The 24918-nt window shown below is 74.0% G+C and carries 21 protein-coding genes and 1 tRNA gene; 5 read left to right on the top strand and 17 right to left on the bottom strand.

Annotated elements, in window-relative coordinates; all coding sequences use genetic code 11:
• Positions 1-38 precede the first annotated feature (38 nt).
• Positions 39-1937, top strand: coding sequence for an AMP-dependent synthetase/ligase (locus RCG67_RS11525; RefSeq protein ID WP_368826380.1), 1899 nt, complete (start codon positions 39-41; stop codon positions 1935-1937).
• A gap of 24 nt (positions 1938-1961) precedes the next feature.
• On the opposite strand, the gene RCG67_RS11520 is transcribed toward RCG67_RS11525, so the two are convergent.
• Entirely contained in the window at positions 1962-3419 is a 1458-nt protein-coding gene (locus tag RCG67_RS11520) for a mycothione reductase (RefSeq protein ID WP_368826379.1), read from the bottom strand.
• 86 nt (positions 3420-3505) lie between these two features.
• Complete coding sequence (locus RCG67_RS11515) at positions 3506-6958, bottom strand: pyruvate carboxylase (protein WP_368826378.1); 3453 nt, start codon at positions 6956-6958, stop codon at positions 3506-3508.
• A gap of 347 nt (positions 6959-7305) precedes the next feature.
• Here RCG67_RS11515 and RCG67_RS11510 point away from each other — a divergent pair, with 347 nt between their 5' ends.
• Positions 7306-8094, top strand: a complete 789-nt coding sequence (locus RCG67_RS11510; RefSeq protein WP_368826377.1) for a ParA family protein — start codon at positions 7306-7308, stop codon at positions 8092-8094.
• 10 nt (positions 8095-8104) lie between these two features.
• Here RCG67_RS11510 and RCG67_RS11505 read toward each other — a convergent pair whose 3' ends face one another.
• The 6 genes from RCG67_RS11505 to RCG67_RS11480 form a co-directional block, all read right to left on the bottom strand.
• Positions 8105-8707, bottom strand: coding sequence for a MerR family transcriptional regulator (locus RCG67_RS11505; protein WP_368826376.1), 603 nt, complete (start codon positions 8705-8707; stop codon positions 8105-8107).
• A gap of 181 nt (positions 8708-8888) precedes the next feature.
• Entirely contained in the window at positions 8889-9413 is a 525-nt protein-coding gene (locus RCG67_RS11500; protein WP_368826375.1) for a bifunctional nuclease family protein, read from the bottom strand.
• 1 nt (position 9414) lies between these two features.
• On the bottom strand, positions 9415-10161 hold the full coding sequence (gene ftsR, locus RCG67_RS11495; protein WP_368826374.1) for a transcriptional regulator FtsR: 747 nt from the start codon (positions 10159-10161) through the stop codon (positions 9415-9417).
• 9 nt (positions 10162-10170) lie between these two features.
• Entirely contained in the window at positions 10171-10626 is a 456-nt protein-coding gene (locus tag RCG67_RS11490; RefSeq protein WP_368826373.1) for an FHA domain-containing protein, read from the bottom strand.
• 180 nt (positions 10627-10806) lie between these two features.
• A complete protein-coding gene (gcvH, locus tag RCG67_RS11485; RefSeq protein ID WP_058873738.1) occupies positions 10807-11193 on the bottom strand; it encodes a glycine cleavage system protein GcvH in 387 nt (128 codons plus the stop codon).
• Positions 11194-11287: 94 nt separating this feature from the next.
• The gene (locus RCG67_RS11480; protein ID WP_368826372.1) at positions 11288-12286 is read right to left on the bottom strand and encodes an adenosine deaminase; all 999 of its coding nucleotides are present in this window, start codon (positions 12284-12286) and stop codon (positions 11288-11290) included.
• 212 nt (positions 12287-12498) lie between these two features.
• Here RCG67_RS11480 and RCG67_RS11475 point away from each other — a divergent pair, with 212 nt between their 5' ends.
• Entirely contained in the window at positions 12499-13419 is a 921-nt protein-coding gene (locus tag RCG67_RS11475; RefSeq protein ID WP_368826371.1) for a PfkB family carbohydrate kinase, read from the top strand.
• A gap of 84 nt (positions 13420-13503) precedes the next feature.
• On the opposite strand, the gene RCG67_RS11470 is transcribed toward RCG67_RS11475, so the two are convergent.
• From RCG67_RS11470 to RCG67_RS11430, 9 genes are all read right to left on the bottom strand, one after another.
• Positions 13504-13577: transfer RNA gene (locus tag RCG67_RS11470), tRNA-Pro, on the bottom strand.
• Positions 13578-13656: 79 nt separating this feature from the next.
• Positions 13657-15216, bottom strand: coding sequence for a ribosome biogenesis GTPase Der (gene der / locus RCG67_RS11465; RefSeq protein WP_368826369.1), 1560 nt, complete (start codon positions 15214-15216; stop codon positions 13657-13659).
• A gap of 72 nt (positions 15217-15288) precedes the next feature.
• On the bottom strand, positions 15289-16020 hold the full coding sequence (cmk, locus tag RCG67_RS11460) for a (d)CMP kinase (protein WP_368826368.1): 732 nt from the start codon (positions 16018-16020) through the stop codon (positions 15289-15291).
• A complete protein-coding gene (locus tag RCG67_RS11455; protein WP_368826367.1) occupies positions 16017-17141 on the bottom strand; it encodes a prephenate dehydrogenase in 1125 nt (374 codons plus the stop codon). The genes cmk and RCG67_RS11455 overlap by 4 nt, the downstream gene beginning before the upstream one ends.
• A 9-nt stretch (positions 17142-17150) precedes the next feature.
• Positions 17151-18296 (bottom strand): pseudouridine synthase, encoded by a 1146-nt coding sequence (locus tag RCG67_RS11450; RefSeq protein ID WP_368826366.1) that lies wholly within the window; start codon positions 18294-18296, stop codon positions 17151-17153.
• A 9-nt stretch (positions 18297-18305) separates the two neighbouring features.
• Positions 18306-18920, bottom strand: a complete 615-nt coding sequence (scpB, locus tag RCG67_RS11445; RefSeq protein ID WP_368826365.1) for an SMC-Scp complex subunit ScpB — start codon at positions 18918-18920, stop codon at positions 18306-18308.
• Positions 18917-19831, bottom strand: a complete 915-nt coding sequence (locus RCG67_RS11440; RefSeq protein WP_368826364.1) for a segregation and condensation protein A — start codon at positions 19829-19831, stop codon at positions 18917-18919. Before RCG67_RS11440 ends, scpB begins: the two co-directional genes overlap by 4 nt.
• Positions 19831-20724 carry a ParA family protein gene (locus RCG67_RS11435; RefSeq protein ID WP_058873745.1) on the bottom strand — a complete coding sequence of 298 codons (894 nt, stop codon included), beginning with the start codon at positions 20722-20724 and terminating at the stop codon, positions 19831-19833. The genes RCG67_RS11440 and RCG67_RS11435 overlap by 1 nt, the downstream gene beginning before the upstream one ends.
• Positions 20725-20950: 226 nt before the next feature.
• A complete protein-coding gene (locus RCG67_RS11430) occupies positions 20951-22384 on the bottom strand; it encodes a cation:dicarboxylate symporter family transporter (protein WP_368826363.1) in 1434 nt (477 codons plus the stop codon).
• 162 nt (positions 22385-22546) lie between these two features.
• On the opposite strand from RCG67_RS11430, the gene RCG67_RS11425 reads away from it, so the two are divergent.
• Positions 22547-24178 (top strand): sensor histidine kinase, encoded by a 1632-nt coding sequence (locus tag RCG67_RS11425; RefSeq protein ID WP_368826362.1) that lies wholly within the window; start codon positions 22547-22549, stop codon positions 24176-24178.
• Positions 24175-24888 (top strand): response regulator, encoded by a 714-nt coding sequence (locus RCG67_RS11420; RefSeq protein ID WP_368826361.1) that lies wholly within the window; start codon positions 24175-24177, stop codon positions 24886-24888. The genes RCG67_RS11425 and RCG67_RS11420 overlap by 4 nt, the downstream gene beginning before the upstream one ends.
• Positions 24889-24918: the final 30 nt, after the last annotated feature.

The raw sequence follows: 24918 nt of genomic DNA, 5'->3' as shown, positions 1-24918 counted from the left end.
CCGGGACGGCACACCGACCCCGAACCGAGGAGAACCCCATGCGCCACGTCGCGACCGACGCCCTCGTGGACCCGCCGGTCCACAGCCGCATCACGGACTTCCTGCTGATGCAGGCGGACCGGGCCGAGGACCCGCACCTGTACACCGTCCTGGGGGCGGAGGGTGCGTCCCGTGAGGTGCACGCCCGGGAGTTCCTGGCCTCCGTGCAGGGGGTGGCCAAGGGGCTCGTGGCCGCCGGGATCGAGCCGGGCGACCGGGTGGGCATCCTCAGCCGGACCCGCTACGAGTGGACCCTCGCGGACCTCGCGATCTGGTACGCCGGCGCGGTGCCCGTCCCCGTCTACGACTCCTCCTCGGCCCAGCAGATCGCCTGGATCATGGGCGACTCCGACGCCAAGGCCGTCTTCGTGGAGACGCAGGCCCTCGAGGACTCCGTGCACGCGGCCGCGCGGGAGACGCCCTTCCGGGCCGCGGAGAACGTCTGGCGCCTCGACGGCACGGGCACCGGTCTCGACGAGCTCGCCCGGGCCGGCGCGGACGTCCCGGACGACGAGCTCGAGGCCCGCCGCACCTCGCGCACCCTCGAGGACGTCGCCACGATCATCTACACCTCCGGGACCACCGGTCCGCCCAAGGGGTGCGAGCTCACGCACGGGAACTTCGTGCGGCTGTGCGAGAACACGACCCTGGTCGTGGCGGACATCATCCACCCGGGCGCGCGCACACTGATGTTCCTGCCGCTGGCCCACGTGTTCGCCCGCTTCGTCGAGGTGATCGCCCTCTACTCCGGGACCGTCCTGGCGCACACCCCGGACGTGAAGAACCTGATGGCCGATCTCGAGGCCTTCCGGCCCACGTTCATCCTGGCCGTCCCGCGCGTGTTCGAGAAGATCTACCAGAGCGCCCGCCTCAAGGCCGAGAAGGCCGGGAAGGCGAAGTCCCTGATCTTCGAGCGCGCCGTGGCCACGGCCGTGGCCTACTCGAGGGCCGGGCAGGCCGGCCGGGTGCCGCGGGTGCTGCGGGCACGCCACGCCCTCTACGACCGGCTCGTGTACTCGAAGCTGCGGGCGGCGATGGGCGGGGAGGTCACGCACGCCGTCTCGGGCGGCGCCGCCCTCGGCACCCGGCTGGGCCACTTCTTCAACGGGATCGGCGTGTACGTCGTCGAGGGCTACGGGCTCACGGAGACCACCGCCCCGATCGCCGTCAACACCCCGGAGATCGGCAAGATCGGCACCGTGGGACTCCCGCTGCCGGGCAACGAGGTGCGGATCGACGAGGACGGGGAGGTCCTGGTCCGGGGCGCCCACGTCATGCGCGGCTACCACGGGCGCGAGGACCTCACGGAGGCGGCGTTCGAGGACGGGTGGTTCCGCACGGGCGACCTCGGCTCCCTCGACGAGGACGGCGCACTGACCCTCACCGGGCGGAAGAAGGAGATCATCGTCACCGCCGGGGGCAAGAACGTGGTCCCCAACGTCCTCGAGGACCCCATCCGCGCCTCGGCCCTGGTCTCCCAGGTCATGGTGGTCGGGGACGACCGGCCGTTCGTGGCCGCGCTCGTGACCCTCGACCAGGACGTGCTCCCCGCGCGCCTGGAGCTGATGGGCCTGGACCCCGCGATGCCCGTGGCGGAGGCCGCGCGCCACCCGCAGGTCGTCGAGCACGTCCAGAACATCGTCGACCACGCGAACCAGGCGGTCTCCCGGGCGGAGAGCATCCGGGCCTTCGAGATCCTCGACGTCGACTGGACGGAGGCCTCCGGGCACCTGACCCCGTCCATGAAGATCAAGCGGGCCAGGATCGCCCAGGACTTCGCGGACCGGATCGAGGAGATCTACTCGCGCCCGGCCCCCGAGCCGGCCCCCGCCCCCGCCACCCCGGCGGAGCGGATCAAGGAGAAGCTCTCCCAGGCGCACCTGCCGGGCCGCGGGTAGCGGGTCGCTCGGCGGCCGGGAGGATCACCGGCCGCCGACGAGGGCCTCCGGGGCCAGCGGTGAGTGCTCGGGGACGTCGAGGCCCAGCAGGGCGTTCTCGACGACCTCGCTCAGGGCGGGGTGGATCCAGTACTGGCCGCGGGCCATCGTGTGGGCGTCGAGCCCGAAGGACATGGCCTGGACCAGCGGCTGGATGAGCAGGGAGGCCTCCTCGCCGATCAGGTGCGCGCCCAGCAGGCGCCCGGTGCCCTTCTCCGCGATGAGCTTGCACAGGCCCGTGCGGTCCTCCATGGCCCACCCGTACGCCGTGGCCCCGTAGTCCTGCACCTTGACGGTGATCTCACCGCCCTGCTCGACCGCCCACTGCTCGGCCTCCTCCTGGGTCATGCCGACGGACGCGATCTGCGGGCTGGTGAACACGGCGGAGGGCACGAACCGGTGGTCGGTGGCCCGCAGGTCGCCGGGGTGCAGGAGGTTGTGCTGCACCGTGCGGGCCTCGGCGTTGGCGACGTGCTTGAGCTGGTAGGGCGAGCTGATGTCGCCGAGCGCCCACACCCCCTCGACGGGGCGGCCGCCGGAGAGGGCGCGCTGGTACTCGTCGACGGCCAGCAGGCCGTCCTCCCGCACGTCCAGGCCGCCGGCCCGGGCGTCGAGCACGTCGGTGTTCGGCTGCCGCCCCGTGGCCACCAGCACCACGTCCGCGGGCAGCCGCAGGACGAGCTCCGGGTCCTCCGGGTCGTGGAAGGTGACCATCGCGGCGCACTCGTCGCCGTCCCACTCCTCGACCCCGCTCAGCGTCCAGCCCGTCTCGAGCTTCCACTGCCGGGAGGCCTCGCGCGCGAACCGCTCGGCGATCTCCGGGTCGTGGTAGCGCAGGATGCGGTGGGAGCGGTTGACCTGGGTCACCCGGGAGCCCAGGCTCGAGAACACGTGGGCGAACTCGGCACCGATGTAGCCGCCGCCGACCACCACCACCCGGTGGGGCAGCTCGTCGATGCGCATGACCGTGTCCGAGGTGTGCACCTGCGGCAGGTCGATGCCCGGGATCTCGGGCCGCACCGGGCGCGAGCCGGCGGCCACCACGATCTGCGCGGCCGTGAGGTCCTCCCCCGACGCGGTCCGCAGGGTCCGCGGACCCGTGAAGCGCACGTGCTCCGAGTAGACCGTCACGTTCGGCAGCGTCCGGCGGTACTCGAGCCCGCCGTGGGAGATCGCGTCGATCCGTCCGAAGATCCGGTCCCGCATCTCCCGCCACCGCACGCCGTTCACCGCGGCGTCGAGGCCGAGCCGCCCGGCCTCGTGGGCGCGGCGGGCCACACTGGCCGGGTACGCGTACATCTTCGTGGGGATGCACCCCACGTTCAGGCACGTGCCGCCGAAGGTCCCGCCGTCGATGATCGCGACGTCCAGGCCCTCGTACTCCTCGGTGAGGATGGAGTTGCCCGAGCCGGAGCCGATGATGATGAGGTCGAAAGTCCGCATGGCGCCCATCCTATGCGCGGCGCGCGGCCGCTCCGGGCGCCCGGCGCCACGGCCCCGTCGCGGGGCCGTGGCGCCGGCGGGCCGGCTCAGCCGGCGGGCTCGAGGGCGATCAGGAGGTCCCCGCCGGAGACCTGGGTGACGCCCTTCAGCGCCACCCGGGAGACGGTGCCGCCGGTGGGCGCGGTGATGGAGGCCTCCATCTTCATGGCCTCGATGGTCGCGACCTGGCCGCCGGGCTCCACGGTGTCGCCCTCGGCCACGGTCACGGTGACGGCCCCGGCGAACGGGGCGGCCACGTGACCGGGGTCGGAGGGGTCTGCCTTCTCCGTCTCGGGCACGGCCGAGGCGACCGAGGTGTCGCGGACCTCGATCATCCGGGGCTGGCCGTTGAGGGTGAGCATCACGGTGCGCATGCCCTTCTCGTCGGCCTCCGAGATCGCCTGCAGGGTCACCAGCAGGCGCACGCCCTTGCCGAGGGAGATCACGTGCTCGTGCTCCGTGGTCAGCCCGTAGAGGAAGTCGCGGGTGTGCAGCAGGGCGAGGTTGCCGTACTTCGCCCGGCCGGCCTCGTACTCGCGGGTCGGGCCCGGGAACAGCAGGCGGTTGAGCGTGGCCCGCCGGGTCGCGGAGTCCCCGTTGAGGGCCTCGGCGTCCTCGGGCGCCAGCTCGGTGACCCCGACCCGCACGTTGCGCCCCTCGAGCGCCTTGGAGCGGAAGGGCTCGGGCCAGCCGCCCGGCGGGGTCCCCAGCTCACCGGCGAGGAAGCCGATCACGGACTCCGGGATGTCGAAGCGCTGCGGGTCGGCGGCGAACTCCGCCGGGTCCACGCCCATCCCCACCAGCTGCAGGGCGAGGTCGCCGACGACCTTCGAGGACGGGGTGACCTTCACCAGCCGGCCCAGCATGGCGTTGGCGGCGGTGTACATGTCCTCGATGTCCTCGAACCGCTCGCCCAGGCCCAGGGCGATCGCCTGCTGGCGCAGGTTCGAGAGCTGCCCGCCCGGGATCTCGTGCCGGTACACCCGCCCGGTGGGGGCGGTGAGCCCGGACTCGAACGGGGAGTACATCCGGCGGATGATCTCCCAGTAGGGCTCCATCGCGGAGATCGCCTCGAGCGGGATCCCGGTGTCCCGGTCGGTGTGCGCCAGCGCGGCCACCAGCGCCGAGGCGGGCACCTGGGAGGTGGTCCCGGCCATCGAGGCGTCGGCGACGTCGACCGCGTCCACCCCGGCCTCGATCGCGGCCATCAGCGTGGCCAGCTGCCCGCCGGCGGTGTCGTGGGTGTGCAGGTGCACCGGCAGGTCGAAGCGCTCCCGCAGGGCGCCCACCAGCCTCGCCGCCGCGGCCGGGCGCAGCAGCCCGGCCATGTCCTTGATCGCCAGCACGTGCGCCCCGGCGTCGACGCACTGCTGCGCGAGGTCCAGGTAGTAGTCCAGCGTGTACAGGTCCTCGGCCGGGTCCAGCAGGTCCCCGGTGTAGCACAGGGCGACCTCGGCCACCGCGGTCCCCGTCGCCCGGACGGCCTCGATGGCCGGGGCCATCTGCGACACGTCGTTGAGGGCGTCGAAGATCCGGAAGATGTCCACGCCGGTCGCCGCGGCCTCGGCCACGAACGCGTCCGTGACCTCGGTGGGGTACGGGGTGTAGCCCACGGTGTTGCGCCCGCGCAGCAGCATCTGGATCGGGATGTTCGGCATGGCCTCGCGCAGCAGCCGCAGCCGCTCCCACGGGTCCTCCCCCAGGAACCGCAGGGCGACGTCGTAGGTCGCCCCGCCCCAGGCCTCCACCGACAGCAGCTGCGGCAGCGTGTGGGCGTACGCCGGGGCCGCCGCGAGCAGGTCACGGGTCCGCACCCGCGTGGCCAGCAGCGACTGGTGGGCGTCGCGGAACGTCGTGGAGGTCACCGCCACGGCCTGCTGCTCCCGCAGCGCGGCCGCGAAGCCCTCGGGGCCCAGCTCGAGCAGCTTCTGCCGCCAGCCGTCGGGCGGGGTGTGCTCGGAGGGCCCGTCGAAGGGCGAGCGGAACGGCTCGTCCTGCTTGTCCCCGGGGTAGTGCGGCAGCTTGGTGCGCGGGTCGATGCCCTCCACCCGGTCCCCGTTGGGCCGGTTCACGGTCACCTCGGCCAGCCAGGTCAGGGCCTTGGTGGCCCGGTCCCCGGAGGTGCGGGCCTCCAGCAGCTCGGGGCGGCGCTCGATGAAGTCGGTGGCCACGTTGCCGGCGAGGAACTCGGGGTCGGCCAGCACGGCCTGCAGGAACTGGATGTTGGTGGCCACGCCGCGGATCCGGAACTCCGCCAGCGCGCGCTGGGACCGGTGCACCGCGGTGGGGTAGTCCCGGCCCCGGCAGGTGAGCTTGACCAGCATCGAGTCGAAGTGCGGGGAGATCTCCGCCCCGGCGTAGACCGTGCCCCCGTCCAGGCGCACCCCGGCACCGCCGGCGGAGCGGTAGGCGGAGATCTTCCCCACGTCGGGGCGGAACCCGTTGGCCGGGTCCTCCGTGGTGATCCGGCACTGCAGGGCGGCGCCGCGCACGGTCAGCTGGTCCTGGGCGATCCCCAGGTCCGTCAGGGTCTCCCCGGCCGCGATCCGCAGCTGGGACTGGACGAGGTCGACGTCGGTGATCTCCTCCGTGACCGTGTGCTCCACCTGGATGCGCGGGTTCATCTCGATGAACACGTGCTGGCCGGCCCGCTCTCCGGCGGTGTCCACCAGGAACTCCACCGTGCCCGCGTTGACGTAGCCGAGCTCCTTCGCGAACTTCACCGCGTCCCGGTGCAGGGCCTGGCGGATGCCCTCGTCGAGGTTCGGGGCCGGGGCGATCTCCACGACCTTCTGGTGCCGGCGCTGCAGCGAGCAGTCGCGCTCGAACAGGTGCACCATCCCGCCGTCGTGGTCGGCGAGGATCTGCACCTCGATGTGCCGCGGGCGCAGCACCGCCTGCTCCAGGAACACGGTGGGGTCCCCGAACGCGGTGTCGGCCTCGCGCATCGCCGCGGCCAGCGCCTCGGGCAGCGCCTCCGGGGTCTCCACCCGGCGCATGCCGCGGCCGCCGCCGCCGGCGACCGCCTTCACGAAGATGGGGAAGCCGATTTCCGCCGCCTGCGCCAGCAGCTCGTCGGGGTCCGCCGAGGGCTCCGTGGAGGCCAGGGTGGGGATGCCCGCGCGCTTGGCCGCCTTCAGCGCGGCGACCTTGTTGCCGGCCAGCTCGAGGATCTCGGCCCGGGGCCCGACGAAGGTGATCCCCTCCGCCGCCGCCGCTCGGGCCAGCTCCGGGTTCTCGGACAGGAACCCGTAGCCCGGGTAGATCGCGTCCGCCCCCGACTCCTTGGCCACCCGGACGATCTCCGCCACGTCCAGGTACGCCCGCACCGGGTGGCCCTCCTCCCCGATCCGGTAGGCCTCGTCGGCCTTCTGCCGGTGGATCGAGTTGCGGTCCTCGTAGGGGAACACCGCCACCGTCTTGGCCCCGAGCTCGTACGCGGCGCGGAAGGCGCGGATCGCGATCTCGCCGCGGTTGGCCACCAGGATCTTGGAGAACATCAACACCCGTTCCGCACCCGGGTCCGTCCGGTGGACACCCGGGCACTGATTCTTGAGAGGTCGTGCGAGGTAGCGCACGGGGCCAGCATGACCACCCGTGCGCGGTCCTGACCAGTGAACCACGCCGTCACCGGGCAAACCGTGACCCCGGTCACAGAACGGCATCCCGGTCAGACTACACCGCGCGGCGGGGACGGCGGCCCGGCCCGCGGACGGCTCCGCGCCGGACCCGGGCGGACGGCGCGCACCCGGCTACGATGGGCGCAGCCGTCCCCTCGCCCGGCCCCCGTTCCCGGAGCCGAGGAGCCGCCTCCCCCGTGTCCCCGCGAGCGAAGGGTGTCCCCTCCGTGCAGATCGTCAGCGTCAGCAGCCTCAAGGGCGGTGTCGGCAAGTCCTCCGTGACCCTGGGGATCGCCTCCGCGGCCCTGCAGGCGGGAGTGCCCACGCTGGTGGTGGACCTGGACCCGCACGCCGACGCCACGACCGGGCTGGGGGTGCACCCGGAGCGCGGTCACGACATCGGCGAGGTGCTGCGCAGGCCCCGCCGCGGGTCCCTCGAGCGGGTGGTCGTGGCCTCGTCCTGGGCGGTGCGGGACGGTCTGGACAGCAAGGCCCTCGACGTCGCCCCGGGTTCGGCCCGGTCCTCCCACCTCGACCGCTCCGACTACCGGGACAAGGACCTCGGCCGGCTGGAGCGGGCGCTCTCCGGCGCCACGGGCTACGACCTGGTGCTCGTCGACTGCCCGCCCACCCTGAGCGCGCTGACCCGCACCGCGTGGGCCGCCAGCGACAAGGTGCTCTCCGTGGCGGAGCCCTCGCTGTTCTCGGTGGCGGGGACCAAGCGCACGATGACGGCGATCGCCCAGTTCGAGCAGAGCCGCACGTGGGCGGTGCCGGCGGCCGGCGTGGTGGTCAACAAGGTCCAGCACTCGTCGGTGGAGCACCGTCACCGCCTGACGGAGCTGCAGGAGCTGTTCGGCCCGCTGCTGGTCAGCCCGGTGATCCCGGACCTGCCGGTCTGGCAGCAGGCGCAGGGAGCGGCCTGGCCGATCCACCGCTGGCCGGGGGCGGAGGCCCGGGACATCTCCGGGCGGTACACGGCGATCCTGCAGGGCCTGCTCGACGGCCCGTCCTGAGCCGCCGGGATCAGCCGGCGTTCTGCCGGCGGGCCCGGCGGGCGGAGAGCTCGTCGTCGGGCAGGGGCTCCTGCGCGGGGGCCCGGTCCTGCCCGGTGTGCTCCCCCGGCAGCGCCGCCAGGGTGCCCTCGACCTCGCGCCACACCCGGCCCACGGCGATCCCGAAGACGCCCTGCCCGCCCTGCACCAGGTCGATGACCTCGTGCGGTGACGTGCACGCGTAGACGCTCGCGCCGTCGCTCATCATCGTCAGCCGCGCGAGGTCCTCGACGCCCTGGGCGCGTAGCGCGCCCACCGCGGTGCGGATCTGCTGCAGGGAGACGCCGGTGTCCAGGAGCCGCTTGACGATCTTGAGGACCAGGATGTCCCGGAAGCTGTAGAGGCGCTGCGTGCCGGACCCGGAGGCGCCGCGCACGGTGGGCTCCACGAGCCCCGTCCGCGCCCAGTAGTCGAGCTGGCGGTAGGTGATGCCGGCGGCCTTGCACGCGGTGGGCCCGCGGTAGCCCACGGACTCGTCGCGGACCACGGAGTCGTCGAAGAGGACCCCCTGGGTGCCGTGCGCCGGAGGGCTGCCGGTCCCCGCCGTGCCGCCGGGCTGCTCGCGGTCGCTCACGCCGCCTCCTCGCTCGTGGACCCGGTCCTCGCGGTGCCGGGAGTGGATGGTCTCGCAGAGACGTCCGGATCCCCCCGGGAACACCTCGAGTACAGCTTCGACGGTAGACCTCCCCGGGGGCCGGGTCAAAGACATCAGCGGGCCGGGTCCCGTGTCGGGCGGACGGGCGTGCGGGCCCGGGTCAGAAGTCCTCGGGGTCGACGTTGTCGAGGAAGTCGCGGAACTGCTCGACCTGCGTCTCCGGGGGCAGCTGCTGCTCGCCCTCGCCCGGGCGGTGACCGGGCTCCCGCAGCTCGCCGTCCCCGCTCATGACGAGGCCGGCCTCGTCGAGGACCGTCTCGGTGCACAGGATGGGGCAGTCGGTGCGGGCGGCCAGGGCGATCGCGTCCGAGGCGCGGGAGTCCACGACCGTTCCGTCCGAGAACTCGAGCGCGGCGTGGAAGACGCCCTCCTCCACCGTGTGGATCCGCACCCGGGTGAGGGTGCGCCCGAAGGCGGTGGCCACCGACAGCACGAGGTCGTGCGTCAGGGGCCGGGGCGGCTCGATGCCCTGCACGGCGAAGACGATGGACGTCGCCTCGTTCGTGCCGATCCAGATCGGCAGGTGCCGCCCGCCCTCGACCTCGCGCAGGACGACGACGGGCTGCGCCGACGGCACGTCCATGCGGACGCCGGCGATCTCCATCAGGACCTGGTGCACGGCCATGTCAGCCCTCCACCGCAGCCCGCTCCTGGAGCGCGGCGATCTCCGAGCGCACGAGCGAGGTGTGGATGGTGAGGCACAGCCCGGAGATCTCCTCGGCGCGCTCGACGGCGCGGGCCCGCGAGGCCGCGTCCCGGCGGGAGCTCAGGGGCGCCACGGCCCGTTCGACGAGGCCCAGCTCGCGGTCCGCCGCGGCCTTGAACGGGCGCAGGTGGCGCGGTTCCAGGCCGTGGGCCGTCAGGGCGTGGGCCGCGCGGGTGATGGCGAGGGCGTGGTCGTCGAAGGCCCCGTTCTGCTCCCGGATCAGGCCGTAGCTCACGAGCTCGCGGACCAGCGGGATGCCGGCGCCGGTGCGCGCGGCGAGCTCCCGCAGGCTGTAGGTGCGCGGCGCGCTGACGACCGGCAGGGGTGCGGTGATGGGATCGGCGGACTCCGCGGCGCGCCGGGCGTCCTCGTCCCGGGCGTCCTCGTCGGCGTCCAGCCGCTCCCGGATCACCTTCAGCGGGAGGTAGCGGTCGCGCTGGAGCTCCAGGATGCGGCGCAGCCGGTCCACGTCGGCGCGCGAGAACTTGCGGTAGCCCGAGGCGGTGCGGGCCGGGTGGACCAGGCCCTTGTCCTCCAGGAAGCGCAGCTTCGAGGCGGTGATGCCGGGGTGGTCAGCGCCGAGCTCCTTGAGCACGGCGCTGATGCCCACCCGGGGCTCGTGCTGGACGTCGTCCCGGTGGGGATCGGTCTCCGCGGGGTCGGTCATGGCTCCCTTCTACTGGTCCGACTGCGAGCGCAGCGAACGGTAGAACGTGAACCGGAACTTCCCGATCTGGACCTCGTCGCCGTTGTCGAGCTGCACGCTGTCCACGCGGTCGCCGTTGACGTAGGTGCCGTTCAGGGACCCGGAGTCGATGATCTCGAAGGTGTCGCCGCGCCGGACGAACCGGGCGTGCCGGCGGGAGACGGTGACGTCGTCGAGGAAGATCTCGGAGGACGGGTGGCGGCCGGCGGGGACCTCGTCCCGGTCCAGGAGGAAGCGGGAGCCGGTGCCGCCGCTGTCGTGGGCGACGAGCAGGGCGCTGCGCGGCGGCAGCGCGGAGACCGCGGAGCTCTCCTCGGGCGAGAGCTTGTGGGAAGCCGCGTGCGAGAGGACCTCGGCCACGATCTGGATCGACGTGGTCTCCGGCTCCCCCTGGGGTGCGTTCGAGCCGTTCTGGGTTCTGGACATCTCTTCCCTCGACTGGTGACGTGATGGTGGACGGATCCTGTGGGACCCCGACCCCGCGACCTCCTGTCCCGGCGGTTTCCGGGCGACCGGCCGGAGCCACCCGGTTGCTCTTCAGTGTACCGGGTGGTGGAGACACGCAAGGGCCGCCGGGACACGTCCCGGCCGGGGTGCCTGCGCGGTTCAGTCCAGCTGGGCGGCGTAGCCCTCGGCGTCGAGGAGCCCGGACCGGTAGTCCTCGGCGGCGGGGCGCACCTCGAACAGCCAGCCCTCCCCGTAGGGGGCGGAGTTCACGGTCCCGGGCTCGTCCTCGAGCGTCTCGTTGACCGCGGTGACCTCGCCGGAGACGGGGGCGAAGATGTCGCTCACCGACTTGGTGGACTCGATCTCGCCCACGGAGGCGCCGGCCTCGACGCTCTCCCCGACCTCGGGCAGCTGGACGAACACGACGTCGCCCAGCTCGTTCTGCGCGTGGTCGGTGATCCCGATGCGCACCGCGCCGTCGGCGTCGGGGGCGGCGATCCACTCGTGCTCGGCCGTGTAGGACAGGTCGGCGGGAATGTTGCTCATGGGGTCACTCCTGGTCCGGCGGGTGCGGTCGGCTCGATTATGGCACAGACCCCACCGCGGGCCCGGGCGTGCGGGAGCACAGGGTGTCGGACGCTCAGCGGCGCTCCCACGCGGTGATCTCGGCGTGGATCGAGCGCTTGCGCTCCGGCCCGGCGAAGGACGCGTCCACCGAGTTGCGGGCCAGCACGGCCGCCTGCCCGTCGGTGAGGCCGAGGGCGTCGCGCAGCCCCTGGAAGACGTCCCCGACGTAGCCGCCGAAGTACGCCGGGTCGTCGGAGTTGACCGTGACCAGCAGGCCCCGCTCGAGCATCTCCAGGACGGGGTGGTCGGCGAGCGTGTCGACCACCCGCAGCCGGACGTTGGACAGCGGGCACACGGTGAGCGGCACCCGCTCGGCGACGAGCCGGTCCACGAGCCGGGGGTCGCGCAGGCACTGGATCCCGTGGTCCACCCGCTCCACGCGCAGCACGTCCAGGGCCTCCCGGACGTACTCGGGGCCCGCCTCCTCCCCCGCGTGGGCGACGACGTGCAGCCCGGCCGCCCGCGCTCGCGCGTAGACCGCCTCGAAGCGGGCCGGCGGGTGGCCGACCTCGGCCGAGTCGAGGCCGATCCCGTCGATCCGCGCCAGCTGGTCCCCGAGCGAGTCGAAGAGCTCCTCCGCCTCGGCCGCGGGCCGGTCCCGCAGGAAGCACAGCAGCAGCGTGCCGGTGAGCCCGTGCTCGGCGCGGGCGGCGTCGAGGGCGGCGCGGATGCCGTCGACCACCGTGCCGAGCGGCACTCCCCGGGCGAGGTGCGCCTGGGGGTCGAAGAAGACGTCGACGTGCCGCAGCCCCTGCGCGGCGGACCGTTCGAGGTACGCCCGGGTCAGGGCCTCGAAGTCGGAGGCGTCGCGCAGCACCGCCATCGTGGCGTAGTAGAGGCGGAGGAACGAGGACAGGTCCTCGAACTCGTACTGCCGCCGGAGCTCCTCGACCGAGCCGTAGGGCAGCTCCACCCCGTTCTTGGCGGCCAGCTCGAGGGCGAGCTCGGGCTCGAGGGTGCCCTCGATGTGCAGGTGCAGCTCCGCCTTCGGCAGGGCGTACAGGTCGTTCAACTCCGGCGCTCCTTCGGGACCGGCCCCGGGACCGGGGCACTCGACGTTCCGTGCAGTGTATGCGCCGCGGCCCGCCGTGGGGCGCCGCCACGGCGGGCCGGCCGTGCGGGTCCGCCGCCGCCCGACGGCGTCCCCGGCGGGGCGACCCCTGGGGACCGTGGCCGGCGTGGCCTAGGCTCGCGAGGAGAAGCGCTCGGCGGAAGGAGGACCGGATGTCCGGTGTCGTGGTGGTGGGGCAGGTGGCGCGGGATCTCGTGCTGACCGTGGAGGAGGTCCCGGCGGCGGGCGGGTCGACGGACGTGCTCGAGCGGCAGGAGCTGCTCGGCGGCAAGGGCGCCAACCAGGCCGTCGGGTGCCGCCAGCTCGGGGCGGAGGTCCAGCTCGTCGGCGTCGTCGGACAGGACCGCGCCGGCGAGGAGGTGCTCGCCCAGGCCGCCGGCGACGGGATCGGCGTCGGCGCCGTGGTGCGCCGCCCCGGCGCCCCGACCGCGCTGCTCGTCGACCTCGTGGGGCCCCGCGGGGTCCGCCGGCTGCTGGAGGACGTGGACGCCCGGACGCTGCTGACGGCCGAGGACGTGCGCGCGAGCCGGGACCTGCTGCGCTCGGCGGACGCCGTCCTGGTCCAGCTGCAGCAGCCGGGGCCCGCCGTGGCGGAGGCCCTGGAGGCCGCCGCGGCGGGCGGGGCGCTGACCGTGGCCGACGGCGGCCCGGCGGACGAGGACGTGCGCCGGCGGGTGCTGGCCACCGCCGCCGTGGTGCGGGCCGACACGGCCGAGGCCGAGGCCCTGGTGGGCTGGGCGCCGCAGGACGTGCCGGGGACGGTGCGGGCCGCGCGGTCGCTGCTCGCGGAGGGCCCGCGCGTCGTGGCCCTGGCGACCGGGGAGGGCGACGTGGTCGCCTGGCCGGGCGGGCACGTGGTCCTGCCGCACCTGGGCGAGGACCCCGTGGACCCCACCGGTGCCGGCGACGCGTTCGTCGCCGCGCTCACCGTCGCGCTGCTGCGCGGCGAGAGCCCCGGGTCCGCGGCCTGGTGGGCCGCCGCCGCGGCGGCCCAGGTCGTGGGCACGGCCGGCGGCCGGCCGGACCTCGACCCCGACCGGCTGCGCGAGTCGGCCGCCCGGGCCCGGCAGTAGGCCGCGCGGGGCCTGCCCGCGCCGCCCCCGGAAACGAGAGAAGGCCGGTGGTCCGCGTTCCCGCGGTCCACCGGCCTCGAATCGTCGGGCTGACAGGATTTGAACCTGCGACCCCTTGACCCCCAGTCAAGTGCGCTACCAAGCTGCGCCACAGCCCGAACTGCTCAGTGCGTTCCCGCCCCGAGCACTCGCATCACATTACAGCAACCTCCGGCGGAATTCATCTCGGCCGGCGCCTCAGCGCTTCCGGCTCCGCTTCTCCCGCACGCGCATGGACACCTCGATGGGCGTGCCCACGAAGCCGAAGGTCTCGCGGAGGCGGCGGGTGATGAACCGCCGGTAGCCCGGGTCCAGGAAGCCCGTGGTGAACAGCACGAAGCGCGGCGGGCGGGAGGAGGCCTGGGTGCCGAAGAGGATGCGGGGCTGCTTGCCGCCGCGCACGGGGTGCGGGTGGGCGGCCACGATCTCGCCGAGGAACGCGTTGAGCCGCCCGGTGGGGACGCGGGTGTCCCAGGACTCGAGCGCCGTCTCGAGGGCGGGCACGAGCTTGTCCTTGTGCCAGCCGGTCTTCGCCGAGACGTTCACCCGCGGCGCCCAGGCCACGTGGGCGAGGTCGCGGTCGATCTCCCGCTCCAGGTAGTAGCGGCGGTCCTCGTCCATGAGGTCCCACTTGTTGAAGGCGAGCACGAGGGCGCGCCCGGAGTCCACGGCCAGCTGCAGGATGCGGACGTCCTGCTCGGAGAGGACCTCGTCCGCGGCCAGCAGCACCACGGCCACCTCGGCGCGCTCGAGCGCCGCCTGGGTGCGCAGGGACGCGTAGAAGTCCGCGCCCTGTGCCATGTGCACGCGGCGGCGGATGCCGGCGGTGTCGATGAACCGCCACGGCTTGCCGCCGAGCTCGATCAGCTCGTCCACGGGGTCGCGGGTGGTCCCGGCCAGGGGGTCCACGACGACGCGCTCGGACCCGGCCAGCTTGTTCAGCAGCGACGACTTGCCCACGTTGGGGCGCCCGATGAGCGCCACGCGGCGGGGGCCGCCCGTGAGTTCGGTCTCGGCGACGGCGGAGAAATCGGGCAGCACCTCCATGACCGCGTCGAGGACGTCGGCGGCGCCGCGCCCGTGCAGGGCCGACACCGGGTGCGGCTCCCCCATGCCGAGGGACCACAGGTAGGTGGCCTCGACCTCGAGCTGCGGGGAGTCCACCTTGTTGGCGACCAGGATCACCGGCTTCCGGACCTTGCGCAGCATCTTCACGATGGCCTCGTCGGCGGCGGTGACGCCCACGGTGGCGTCGAGCACGAGCAGCACGGCGTCGGCGAACTCCACGGCCATCTCGGCCTGCTCGGCGACCCGGGCGTTGATGCCCTTGGCGTCGTACTCCCACCCGCCGGTGTCCACGAGGGTGAAGTTGCGCCCGTTCCAGGTGGCCCGGTAGGAGACGCGGTCCCGGGTCACGCCCGGGGTGTCCTCCACGACGGCCTCGCGCCGGCCGAGGATGCGGTTGACCAGGGTGGACTTGCCCACGTTGGGCCGCCCCACGATGGCGAGCACCGGGGCGGGCCGGCGCACCGGGGCGCGGTCGCCGTCCTCCGCCCACTCGGCGAGCAGCGCGGCGTCCTCCTCGTCGAGCTCGTAGTCCTCGAGCCCGGCCCGCAGCGCCTGCGCGCGCTGGTCGGCCTCGTCGTCGTCGATGGCCGCGAGCCGCTGGGCGACGTCGTCCGTGCTGCCGCCGAGGAGCTCGGCCTCGTAGGGGTCGTGCGCGGTGTCGTGCGCGGGGTTCTCGGGGTTGCCGGTCATGGCTGTCCTTCGCTGGGCCGGGTGCGGCCGGTCGGGGTGCGGAAAATGTCTCGGGGGCCCGGGCGGGCCGGTCTAGGCGGAGCGGCCCGCGGCCCGGACGACCACGTCGACGACGGCCTGGACCGTCTGCTCCACGGTGAGCTCGGAGGAGTCGATGGTCACGACGCCGTCGGCGGCCTCGGTGAAGTTCACGACCGTGGAGTCCTTCGCGTCCCGGCCCACGACCTGGGCCCGCAGCCGGTCGGCGTCCTCGACGCCGCCGATCTGCAGGCCGCGGCGGGCCATCCGGGCCCGCTCGTCGGCGGTGAGCAGGATCCGGGCGTCGGCGTCCGGGGCCACCACGGTGGTGATGTCCCGGCCCTCCGCCACGATCCGCCGGCCGCTGTCCGCGATGATCTCCTGCTGGCGGGCCACCAGCACGGCCCGTGCCGCCGGGTTGGTGGCCACCGCGCTGACGGCCTCGGTCACCCGGGCGCCCCGGATCTCGACCCCCACGTCGGTCCCGCCGACGAACACGAGCTCCCGGTCGGGGTCGGTGCCCTGGGCGAGCGGGAAGTCGCGGGCGGCCTCGGCCACGGCGTCGCCGTCGGCGAGGTCCACGTCCCGGTCGAGGCACCACCACGTCAGGGCGCGGTACATGGCGCCCGTGTCCAGGTAGGCGAGGCCGAAGCGGCGGGCCACCTCCTTGGACACGCTGGACTTGCCGGAGCCGGAGGGGCCGTCGACGGCCACGACCAGCGGCCGTCCGGCCGGGGCCCCGGTCCCGGGGGCTGCGCTGCGGGCGGTGTTCGTTCCGGTGTTCACTGCACGACCTTCCATCCGCGCTCCTGGAGCGCCTCGACGAGTTCCTTGCGGCGGTTGGGCAGCACCGAGACCTCGACGAGGCCCACGGGCTGGCCCGGGGAGTGCTCGAGGCGCAGGTCCTCGAGGTTGACCCCGATCTCCCCGATCTCCGTGAGCAGGCGGGCGATCTGCCCGGGCACGTCACCCACGAGGACGGTCAGGGTGGCGAACGCCCGGGGGGCCCCGCCGTGCTTGCCCGGGATGCGGGCCTGGCCGGCGTTGCCCTCGGCCACGAGCTGGGCGATGTCCAGCCGCGCGCCGGGAGCCCGCGGCTCCTCGAGGGTGGCGATGAGCCGCTCGAGGTCCTCGCGCACGCCGTGCAGGGACGCGACGACCGGCCCGGCGTTGGCGGAGAGGATCTGCACCCACAGGCCGGGGTCGGAGGCGGCGATGCGCGTGGTGTCCCGCAGGCCCTGTCCGGCGAGGGACAGGTGGTGCAGCGGCGTGTCCTGCAGCCGGGAGGCCAGCAGGGAGGACATCACCTGCGGCAGGTGGGAGATCAGCGCGACGGTCGCGTCGTGCTCCCGGGCGTCCATGAACGTCACGGTCGCGCCGAGGTCCACGGCGAGGTTCTTCGCCGCGGCGAGCGCCGCGGGCGCGGAGCGGCCCGAGTCGCACACCACCCACGGCATGGACGTGAACAGCTCGCCGCGGGCGGCCACGGGCCCGGACTTCTCCCGGCCGGCCATGGGGTGGGTGCCCACGTACCGGGTGAGGTCCCCGCCCAGGGCGCGCACGTCCTCGAGCACGGCCTCCTTGACGGAGGCGATGTCGAGGACCACGGCGTCCGGGTGGCGCCCCAGCGCCTCGACCACGGTCTGCGCGGTGACGTCGGGCGGGGTGGCGACGACGACGAGGGCCGGCTCCGGCACCCCGGCCTCCCCGGCGGCGCGGCAGGAGCGGCCCGCGCCGATGTCCTGGGCCACGGCCTCGGCGGTGGGCGAGGAGTCCTGCAGCCAGACGTCCACGCCGAGGTGGCGCAGGCCCAGCCCGATGCTGGCGCCGAGCAGGCCGGCGCCGACCACGAGCACGGGCCCGGAGGTCGCCGCGGGGGCCGCGGGCGCGGAGGGGGTCTGCGTCACGGGTGCTCCTTACATGCCGACCGAGGCGAGGAGGTGCCCGACCTCGGTCTTCGAGAGCCGGCGGATGGTGCCCTGGCGCTGGTCCCCGATCCGGATGGGGCCGACCTCGGTGCGCACGAGCTTCTCGACGGGGTGGCCCACGGCGTCGAAGAGCCGCCGCACGATGCGGTTGCGCCCGGAGTGCAGGACGACCTCCACGAGCAGGTGCCCGGGGGTGGAGTCCACGAGGCGGAACGAGTCCACGGAGGCGATGCCGTCCTCGAGCTCGATGCCGGCCTTCATGGCCGCGCCGATGCCCTTCTCCATGGGCCCGCGCACCTGCACGAGGTAGGTCTTGGGGACCTCGTAGGAGGGGTGGGTGAGCCGGTTGGTCAGCTCGCCGTCGTTGGTCAGCAGCAGCAGGCCCTCGGTCTCGACGTCGAGGCGGCCCACGTGGAAGACGCGCTCGTTGCGCTGCTGGTTCAGGTAGTCGGACACGCACGGCCGCCCCTCGGGGTCGTCCATGGTGGAGAGCACGCCCTCGGGCTTGTTGAACGCGTAGTAGACGAGGTTCTCGTCGAGCTGGACGCGGACGCCGTCGACGTGGATCTCGACGCTGTCCGGGTCCACCCGGATGCCGAGCTCCGTGACGGTCTCCCCGTTGACCTGCACCCGGCCGGCCTCGATCATCTCCTCGCACACCCGCCGCGAGGCCACGCCGGCCTGAGCCATGAGCTTCTGCAGCCGCACCCCGTTCGGGTCGTGCTGGTCGAGCCGGTCCACGGGCGGGTTCTTGGGCCGGCGCTTGCGGTGCGGCGGGCGGTACGGAGTGGCGGGCATCCGCCGGGCGCTCTTCTCGGAGGACGCGAAGGGACGGGGCCCGCGGTCCTGGCCGGCGCCCGCCGGGGACGCGCCCTTGGCGCCGCCCCCGGCGGCACCTCCCTTGGCCGGGCCGCCCTGGGACCCGCGGCCCCGGGCTCCGCCCTGGGGCGCGGCGCCCTTGGCGGTGCCGCCCTTCGCGGTGCCGCCCTTCGCGGGGCTGCGGCCGGGGGCGCCCTTGCCGCCCTGGTAGGACGTGCCGCCCTGGCCGGTGCGGGGCTTCCGGCCGCCCTGGGACCCGGGCGCGCGGCGCCCGCCGGGCCCGGGTCGCCCGGATGATGAACGTGAAGTGGCCATGGTGGTGTCTCAGTCCTCGTAGTGGTCGATCTGGTCGATGCCCGGCAGATGAGGGGCGATGTCGGGGAGCTCGTCGAGCGAGCCGATGCCCATCTTCTCCAGGAAGAACGTGGTGGTGCCGTAGAGCACGGCGCCGGACTCGCCGTCCCGCTCGAGCTCACGGATCAGGCCCCGCTGCACGAGCGTGCGGACGACGCCGTCGACGTTGACCCCGCGGATCGCGGAGATGCGCCCCCGGCTCACGGGCTGGCGGTAGGCCACGACGGCCAGGGTCTCGAGGGCCGCCTGCGACAGCCGGGCGGTCTGTCCCTCCGCGACGAACGCGGAGACGACGGGGGCGAACTCGCCGCGCGAGTGGATCCGCCAGCCGGCACCGGTGCTGCGCAGCTCGAACCCGCGCGGCGCCAACGTACCATCATACCCCGGATCCGCGCCGACGCCGTCGTACTCCGCACGGAGCCGGTCGAGGACCCGCTGCACGGACGCGACCGGGAGCACCAGGGCGGCGGCGATCGCGTACTCGCTCACCGGCTCGTCGGCGACCATCAGGATCGCCTCGACGGCGGCCCGCACGCCGCCGGGCAGCGCCTCGAGGTCCGGTCCGTCCTCGGCCGCGGCGCTCACGCGGAGGCTCCCGAGACGGCCGGGACCTCGACCGGGGTGGTGTCCGGGGACGGGAGTCCGTGCGGGGACTCGCCGCCGTCCGGGGCCCCCGCGGCGTCCTCGGACAGCCGGTCGGCGGTCCACCCGGTGCCTGCCCCGGTCCAGCGGACCGTCAGCTCGCCCAGCGGCTGCTCCTGGGCGAGCTCGAGCACCGCGTCCCGGTACATCTCGAGCAGCGCCAGGAACCGCACGACCACCGCGAGGGTGGACCCCGCGTCCGCGACGAGCACCCGGAAGGAGCGCGGGGCGCCGTCCTCGAGGAGCCCCGCGAGGATCTCGGCCTGGTCGCGGACCGTCACGACGGCCTCGTGCAGGTGGTCCACCGCGACCTCCGCGGGCGCCCCGGGCCGGGACGTGAAGACCGAGCGGGCGATCTCGGCGAACTGCTCGGGCGTGGTCCGCCAGTCGAGCTCGGGCAGCGCGGCCGCCACCTCCGGGTCCAGGGGCACGGACCGGGGCAGGCGGGTGGACTCGGCCCGCATCCGCTCGTCGAGCAGGACCGCCACCTCCTTGAACGCCTTGTACTGCAGCAGGCGCGCGAAGAGCAGGTCCCGCGCCTCGAGCAGGGCCACGTCCTCCTCGTCCTCGACCTCGCCGCGCGGCAGCAGCCGGGCGGCCTTGAGGTCCAGGAGGGTGGCGGCGACCACCAGGAACTCGCTGGCCTCGTCGAGGGCGCGCGCCGAGCCGTTCCGGTGCAGGGCGCGCACGTACTGGAGGAACTCGTCGGTGACGGTGGCCAGCGCGATCCGGGTGATGTCCAGCTCGTGCTTGGCGATCAGCGAGAGCAGGACCTCGAAGGGCCCCGCGAAGTCCTCCAGCCGGACCGCGAAGCCGCCGGTCCCCGTGGGGTCCGGCAGCTCCTCGGGATGCATCAGGGCGCGCCGCCGCGCGAGATGAGCTCCCGCGCCAGCTGGCGGTAGGACTCGGCGCCCTGGTGGGCCGTGGCGAAGGACAGGATGGGCTCGGCCGCCACCGTGGCGTCCGGGAACTTCACCGTGCGCTTGATGACCGTGTCGAAGACCTTGTCCCCGAACGCGTCCACGATCCGGGCCATGACCTCGCGGGAGTGCAGGGTCCGGGAGTCGAACATGGTGGCGAGCACGCCGTCGATCTGCAGCCGGGGGTTGAGCCGGTCCTGGACCTTCTCGATGGAGTCCACGAGCAGTGCCACGGCGCGCAGGGCGAAGAACTCGGCGATGAGCGGGATGACCACCCCGTGCGCCGCCGTCAGCGCGTTGACCGTCAGCAGCCCCAGCGAGGGCTGGCAGTCGATGATGATGACGTCGTAGTGCTCCTCGAGCTTGCGCAGGGCACTGGCCAGGACCTGCTCGCGGGCCACCTCGGTGACCAGCTGCACCTCGGCCGCGGAGAGGTCGATGTTGGCGGGGAGCAGGTCGACGCCCTCGACGTCGGTCTCCTGGACCACGTCCCAGACGTCCACGGAGCGGTCCATCATGACGTTGTAGACCGTCAGCTCCAGCTCGTGGGGGTTGGCGCCGAGACCGGCGGAGAGAGCTCCCTGCGGGTCGAAGTCGACCAGCAGGACCTTGCGGCCCAGCTCGGCGAGCGCGGCGCCCAGGTTGATGGTCGAGGTGGTCTTGCCGACCCCGCCCTTCTGGTTGACCATCGCGATGATCCGGGCGGGCCCGTGGGTGGAGAGCTCGGGCGGCTCGGGGAAGTCGCGGACGGGACGGCCGGTCAGGCCGACGGTTCCCGTCCCGGCCTCGCCCGTGCCGGGGATCCTCTCGTCGCTCTGCTGGCTCACTCGTGGCACCGCTCTTTCGTTCGTGGTCGCCCCCGGGCGGACCGGCCCCGGGCACGGGGCGGCCCGGGCCGGACGGGCCGACCTGGGGCTTTCCTGGACTCGATCAGCTACCAGGGTACCGCCGCCGCCGGGCGGCCCCGAATTCCCGGGACCGGTGGAGCCGGCAACGCCCCGCGCCCGCCGTGCCCGGACGGGCACGGCGGGCGCGGGGCGACGCCGGGGCGGGTCAGCGCACGCCGGCCCCGACCTCGACCTTCTCGGCGACGGAGTCCTCCACGCGGGCTCCGGCGCCGCCCCGGGGAGCGGGTCCGTCCTCGGCGGCGCCGTGCGAGTGGGCGGCCATGGTGGCCTCGTCGAACGCGTCCCGGCCCGAGAGCACGCGCTCGACCTGGACGAGGTCGATCTCCCGGGTCCACTTGCCGATCAGCAGGGTGGCGACCGCGTTGCCGGTGAAGTTGGTCAGGGCGCGGGCCTCGGACATGAACCGGTCGATGCCCACGATGATGCCCACGCCGTCGACCAGGTCGGGCCGGTGGGACTGCAGCCCGCCGGCGAGGGTGGCGAGGCCCGCACCGGTCACGCCGGCGGCGCCCTTGGAGGCGATGATCATGAACACCAGCAGGGAGACCTGCTCGCCCAGGGCCAGCGGGTTGCCCATCGCGGAGGCCACGAACAGGGCGGCCATGGTCAGGTAGATGGCCGTGCCGTCCAGGTTGAAGGAGTAGCCGGTCGGCACCGTGACGCCGACCACCGGCTTCGAGACGCCCACGTGCTCCATCTTGGCGATCAGCCGGGGCAGGGCCGCCTCGGAGGAGGAGGTCGAGAAGATCAGCAGGTACTCGCGGCCCAGGTACTTCATGAGCCGGAAGATGTTGATCCCCGTGACCGCCTTGAGCAGGCCGCCCAGGACCACCACGACGAACAGGACGCAGGTGAGGTAGAAGGCGATCATCAGCGTGGCCATCGAGACGATGGCCTGCACGCCGGTCTCCCCGACCACGCCGGCGATCGCGCCGAACGCCCCGACGGGGGCGGCCCACATGACCATGATCAGGATCCGGAAGACCAGGGCCTGGACGTGGCCGACGGCCTTGAGCACCGGCTTGCCGGCCGGGCCCATCTGCTGCAGCGCGAAGCCCACGACCAGGGCCACGAACAGGGTCTGCAGGATGTTGCCCTCGGTCAGGGAGGACAGCAGCGTGGTGGGGATGATGCCGAGCAGGAAGCCGATGGTCCCGCCCTCGCCGTCCCCGTGGCCGGCGTCCGTGATCTCGTACTCCGAGCCCTGGATGTTCAAGCCCTCGCCGGGGTGGATGAGGTTGCCGACCAGCAGGCCGATGCCCAGTGCCATCGTGGACATCGCCATGAAATAGGCCAGGGCCAGGCCGCCGACCTTGCCGACGGTCGCCGCCTTGGCGATGGAGCCGACGCCCAGGACGATCGTGCAGAAGATGATGGGGGCGATCATCATCTTGATCAGGGCGATGAACGCGGTGCCGACCGGCTTGAGCGACTGGGCGAACTCCGGGGCCACGAGGCCCAGGACGGCGCCGGCGACGACGGCGACGATCACGAAGACGTACAGGTAGTGCGTCCTGTCCTTCTTCTGCTTCTGGGCGGGCGGTTGCGGGTCGACGGGGTCCGTGGCGACGGTGGCCATGCTGCTCCTCCGGTTCGGTGGGCGGTGCGGGTGCTCGGGGCCCGTGGTCGGGCCGGTGTGACGAGTCTCACCGGCGCCCGTCGCCCTGTCGTGTTGTGGTCATAATGGTCGTGACGCCCACCACAGCCGAGGGAGGGACGACCGGGAGATCGAGGAGCGGACATGTCCCTGGCCAGGCGCTACCTCCTGCTGCAGCTGGCCGTCGTCGCACTCGTGACCCTCGCCGTCTCCCTGGTCCTCTTCGCCCACGAGCGCGGGGCCGTGGTGGAGCGCGCCGAAGCCGTGACCCGCGTCCTCGCCACGGCGCTCGCGGACGACCCGTACGTGCTCGAGGCGGCGGGCGGGCCGGACCCGCACGCCGTGCTGCAGCCGCTCACGGACCGGCTGCTCGCGGACACGGACCTCGACTTCGTCACGATCATGGCCCCGGACGGCACGCGCTGGACGCACCCTCTGCCCTCCTCGGTCGGCGAGGCCTACCGCGGGGACCGCTCGCACGCACTCGCCGGGCAGACCTGGACCAGCACGGAGCGCGGCAACCTCGGCCCCTCCGTGCGCACGATCGCCCCGGTCCGGGACGGGGACGGCACGGTCGTGGCGCTCGTGGCCACGGGTGTCCTCCTCGAGGCCCTCTCGCAGCAGGCGCTCGCCCAGCTGCCGGCGGTGCTCCTGGTCGGGCTGCTGCTGCTGGCCGGATCGGCGACGGTCGCGGCGCTCGGCTCCCGGTACCTGGGCCGGGTCACCCACGGCTGGGGGCCGGAGGAGCTCGCCCAGGTGCACTCGCTGCACGACGCCGTGCTCAACGAGGCCACGGAGGGCCTCCTGCTCGTGGACACGGCCGGCGCGGTGCAGGTGCTCAACGCCCGGGCCCGGGAGCTGCTCGGGGTCCGGACGCCGGCGGCCCCGGGACCGGCCCGGCACGAGCCCCTGCCCGTCGCGGCCCTGGACCTGCCGGACGCGCTGGCCGTCCTGCTGCGCGCCGGCGCGCCCGTGCAGGAGCAGTGGTTCGTGGTCGGGGAGCGCACCCTCATCGTCTCGGCCCTCCCGGCCCGCGGAGCGCTCGCGGGGCGCGGCACGATCGTGATCCTGCGGGACCACACCGAGATCTCGCGGCTCTCGGGACAGCTGCGCGCCACCGCTGCGCTGGCCGGGGCGCTGCGGGCCCAGACCCACGAGCACGCCAACCGCATGCACACGGTCGTCTCCCTGCTGGAGCTCGGCCGCGACGAGGAGGCCCTCGGCTTCGCCTCGGCCGACATGGTGCGCACCCGGGTCCTGTCCGAGGACCTCCTCGCCCACCTCGACGATCCGTTCCTCGCGGCCCTGCTGGTCGGCAAGACCGCCGCGGCCCACGAGCGCGGCGTGGAGCTGGAGGTTGTCGTCGACCCGGACGCGCCCCGGATCCCCGTCTCCCCCGCCGACCTCGTGACCCTCGTCGGCAATCTCGTCGACAACGCCGTCGAGGCCGCGGCGGCCAACGCCGACCGGGTCCGTCCCGTCGTCGAGGTCGAGATCGCCCGGGCGCCCGACGCCGCGGATCCGGCCCGGGACGCGGTCGCGATCACCGTCGCCGACACCGGGATGGGCGTCCCCGAGGGCCTCGCTCAGGAGGTGTTCGAGCTCGGCGTCAGCACCAAGCCGGCCGGCCCCGAGGGGCGCGGCGTGGGCCTGCACCTGGTGCGGGAGGTCGCCGACCGGTGGGGCGCGCGGATCGAGCACCGCAACGACGGCGGGGCCGTGTTCACGGTGACCGTCCCGGTGACCCGCGACGCCCCGGCGGAGCGGGCCCCGTGAGCGCGCCGGTCCGCGTCCTGGTCGTCGACGACGAGCCGCTCACCGCCGCCGCCCACGCCCAGTACGTCGAGCGCTCGCCGGGCTTCGAGACGGCCGCCACCGCCGTGTCCGGGCGGACGGCCGTGCAGGCCGTGCAGGCCGCCCGGCGAGCGGGGCGGCCCGTGGACCTCGTGCTCCTGGACGTGAACCTCCCGGACATGTCCGGCCTCGACGTGGCCCGCACCCTGCGCGCCCGCGGCGAGACCGTGGACCTGCTGGTCATCACGGCCCACCGGGACGTGGCGACCGTCCGTGCGGCGGGCACGCTCGGCGTCGTCGGCTACCTCATCAAGCCCTTCACCTACGCCGTGTTCGAGGAGAAGCTCGCCGCCTACCGCCGCTACCGCTCCGCCCTGGGCGCGGCGGGGACCATGGGGCAGGCCGAGGTGGACCGCGCGTTCGCGGCCCTCGGCGCCTCGGCCCGGCCGGACGCGCCCAAGGGGCTGTCCGCCCAGACCCTGGAGTCGGTCACCGCACTGGTGCGCGGCGGGGGCTGGCTCTCCGCGGGGGAGGTCGCGGAGCGCAGCACGCTGTCCCGGGTCACCGCCCGGCGCTACCTCGAGCACCTGGCCGCACGCGGTCTCGTGCAGCGCCGCCCGCGCTACGGCACACCGGGCAGGCCCGAGCTCGAGTACGGGTGGGCCGGGCAGGACGTCTCCCCCGGCCGCTGAGCACGGCCGTCCGGCGACCGCGCCGGGGCG

Origin of the sequence: Kocuria cellulosilytica, assembly GCF_040981245.1 — a bacterium.
GTDB lineage: Bacteria > Actinomycetota > Actinomycetes > Actinomycetales > Micrococcaceae > Kocuria > Kocuria cellulosilytica.
The sequence above is the reverse complement of the archived record's forward strand: the minus strand, read 5'-3'. Positions and strand labels throughout refer to the sequence as shown.

What these genes read in the sequence shown, in the direction of transcription:
- RCG67_RS11515 (WP_368826378.1), bottom strand. Translation starts at nt 6,958, where the DNA reads ATGTTCTCCAAGATCCTGGTGGCCAACCGCGGCGAGATCGCGATCCGC.
- RCG67_RS11520 (WP_368826379.1), bottom strand. Translation starts at nt 3,419, where the DNA reads ATGCGGACTTTCGACCTCATCATCATCGGCTCCGGCTCGGGCAACTCC.
- RCG67_RS11425 (WP_368826362.1), top strand. Translation starts at nt 22,547, where the DNA reads ATGTCCCTGGCCAGGCGCTACCTCCTGCTGCAGCTGGCCGTCGTCGCA.
- RCG67_RS11430 (WP_368826363.1), bottom strand. Translation starts at nt 22,384, where the DNA reads ATGGCCACCGTCGCCACGGACCCCGTCGACCCGCAACCGCCCGCCCAG.
- RCG67_RS11450 (WP_368826366.1), bottom strand. Translation starts at nt 18,296, where the DNA reads ATGGCCACTTCACGTTCATCATCCGGGCGACCCGGGCCCGGCGGGCGC.
- RCG67_RS11490 (WP_368826373.1), bottom strand. Translation starts at nt 10,626, where the DNA reads ATGTCCAGAACCCAGAACGGCTCGAACGCACCCCAGGGGGAGCCGGAG.
- RCG67_RS11500 (WP_368826375.1), bottom strand. Translation starts at nt 9,413, where the DNA reads ATGGCCGTGCACCAGGTCCTGATGGAGATCGCCGGCGTCCGCATGGAC.
- RCG67_RS11440 (WP_368826364.1), bottom strand. Translation starts at nt 19,831, where the DNA reads ATGCATCCCGAGGAGCTGCCGGACCCCACGGGGACCGGCGGCTTCGCG.
- RCG67_RS11525 (WP_368826380.1), top strand. Translation starts at nt 39, where the DNA reads ATGCGCCACGTCGCGACCGACGCCCTCGTGGACCCGCCGGTCCACAGC.
- RCG67_RS11475 (WP_368826371.1), top strand. Translation starts at nt 12,499, where the DNA reads ATGTCCGGTGTCGTGGTGGTGGGGCAGGTGGCGCGGGATCTCGTGCTG.
- ftsR (WP_368826374.1), bottom strand. Translation starts at nt 10,161, where the DNA reads ATGACCGACCCCGCGGAGACCGATCCCCACCGGGACGACGTCCAGCAC.
- der (WP_368826369.1), bottom strand. Translation starts at nt 15,216, where the DNA reads ATGACCGGCAACCCCGAGAACCCCGCGCACGACACCGCGCACGACCCC.
- gcvH (WP_058873738.1), bottom strand. Translation starts at nt 11,193, where the DNA reads ATGAGCAACATTCCCGCCGACCTGTCCTACACGGCCGAGCACGAGTGG.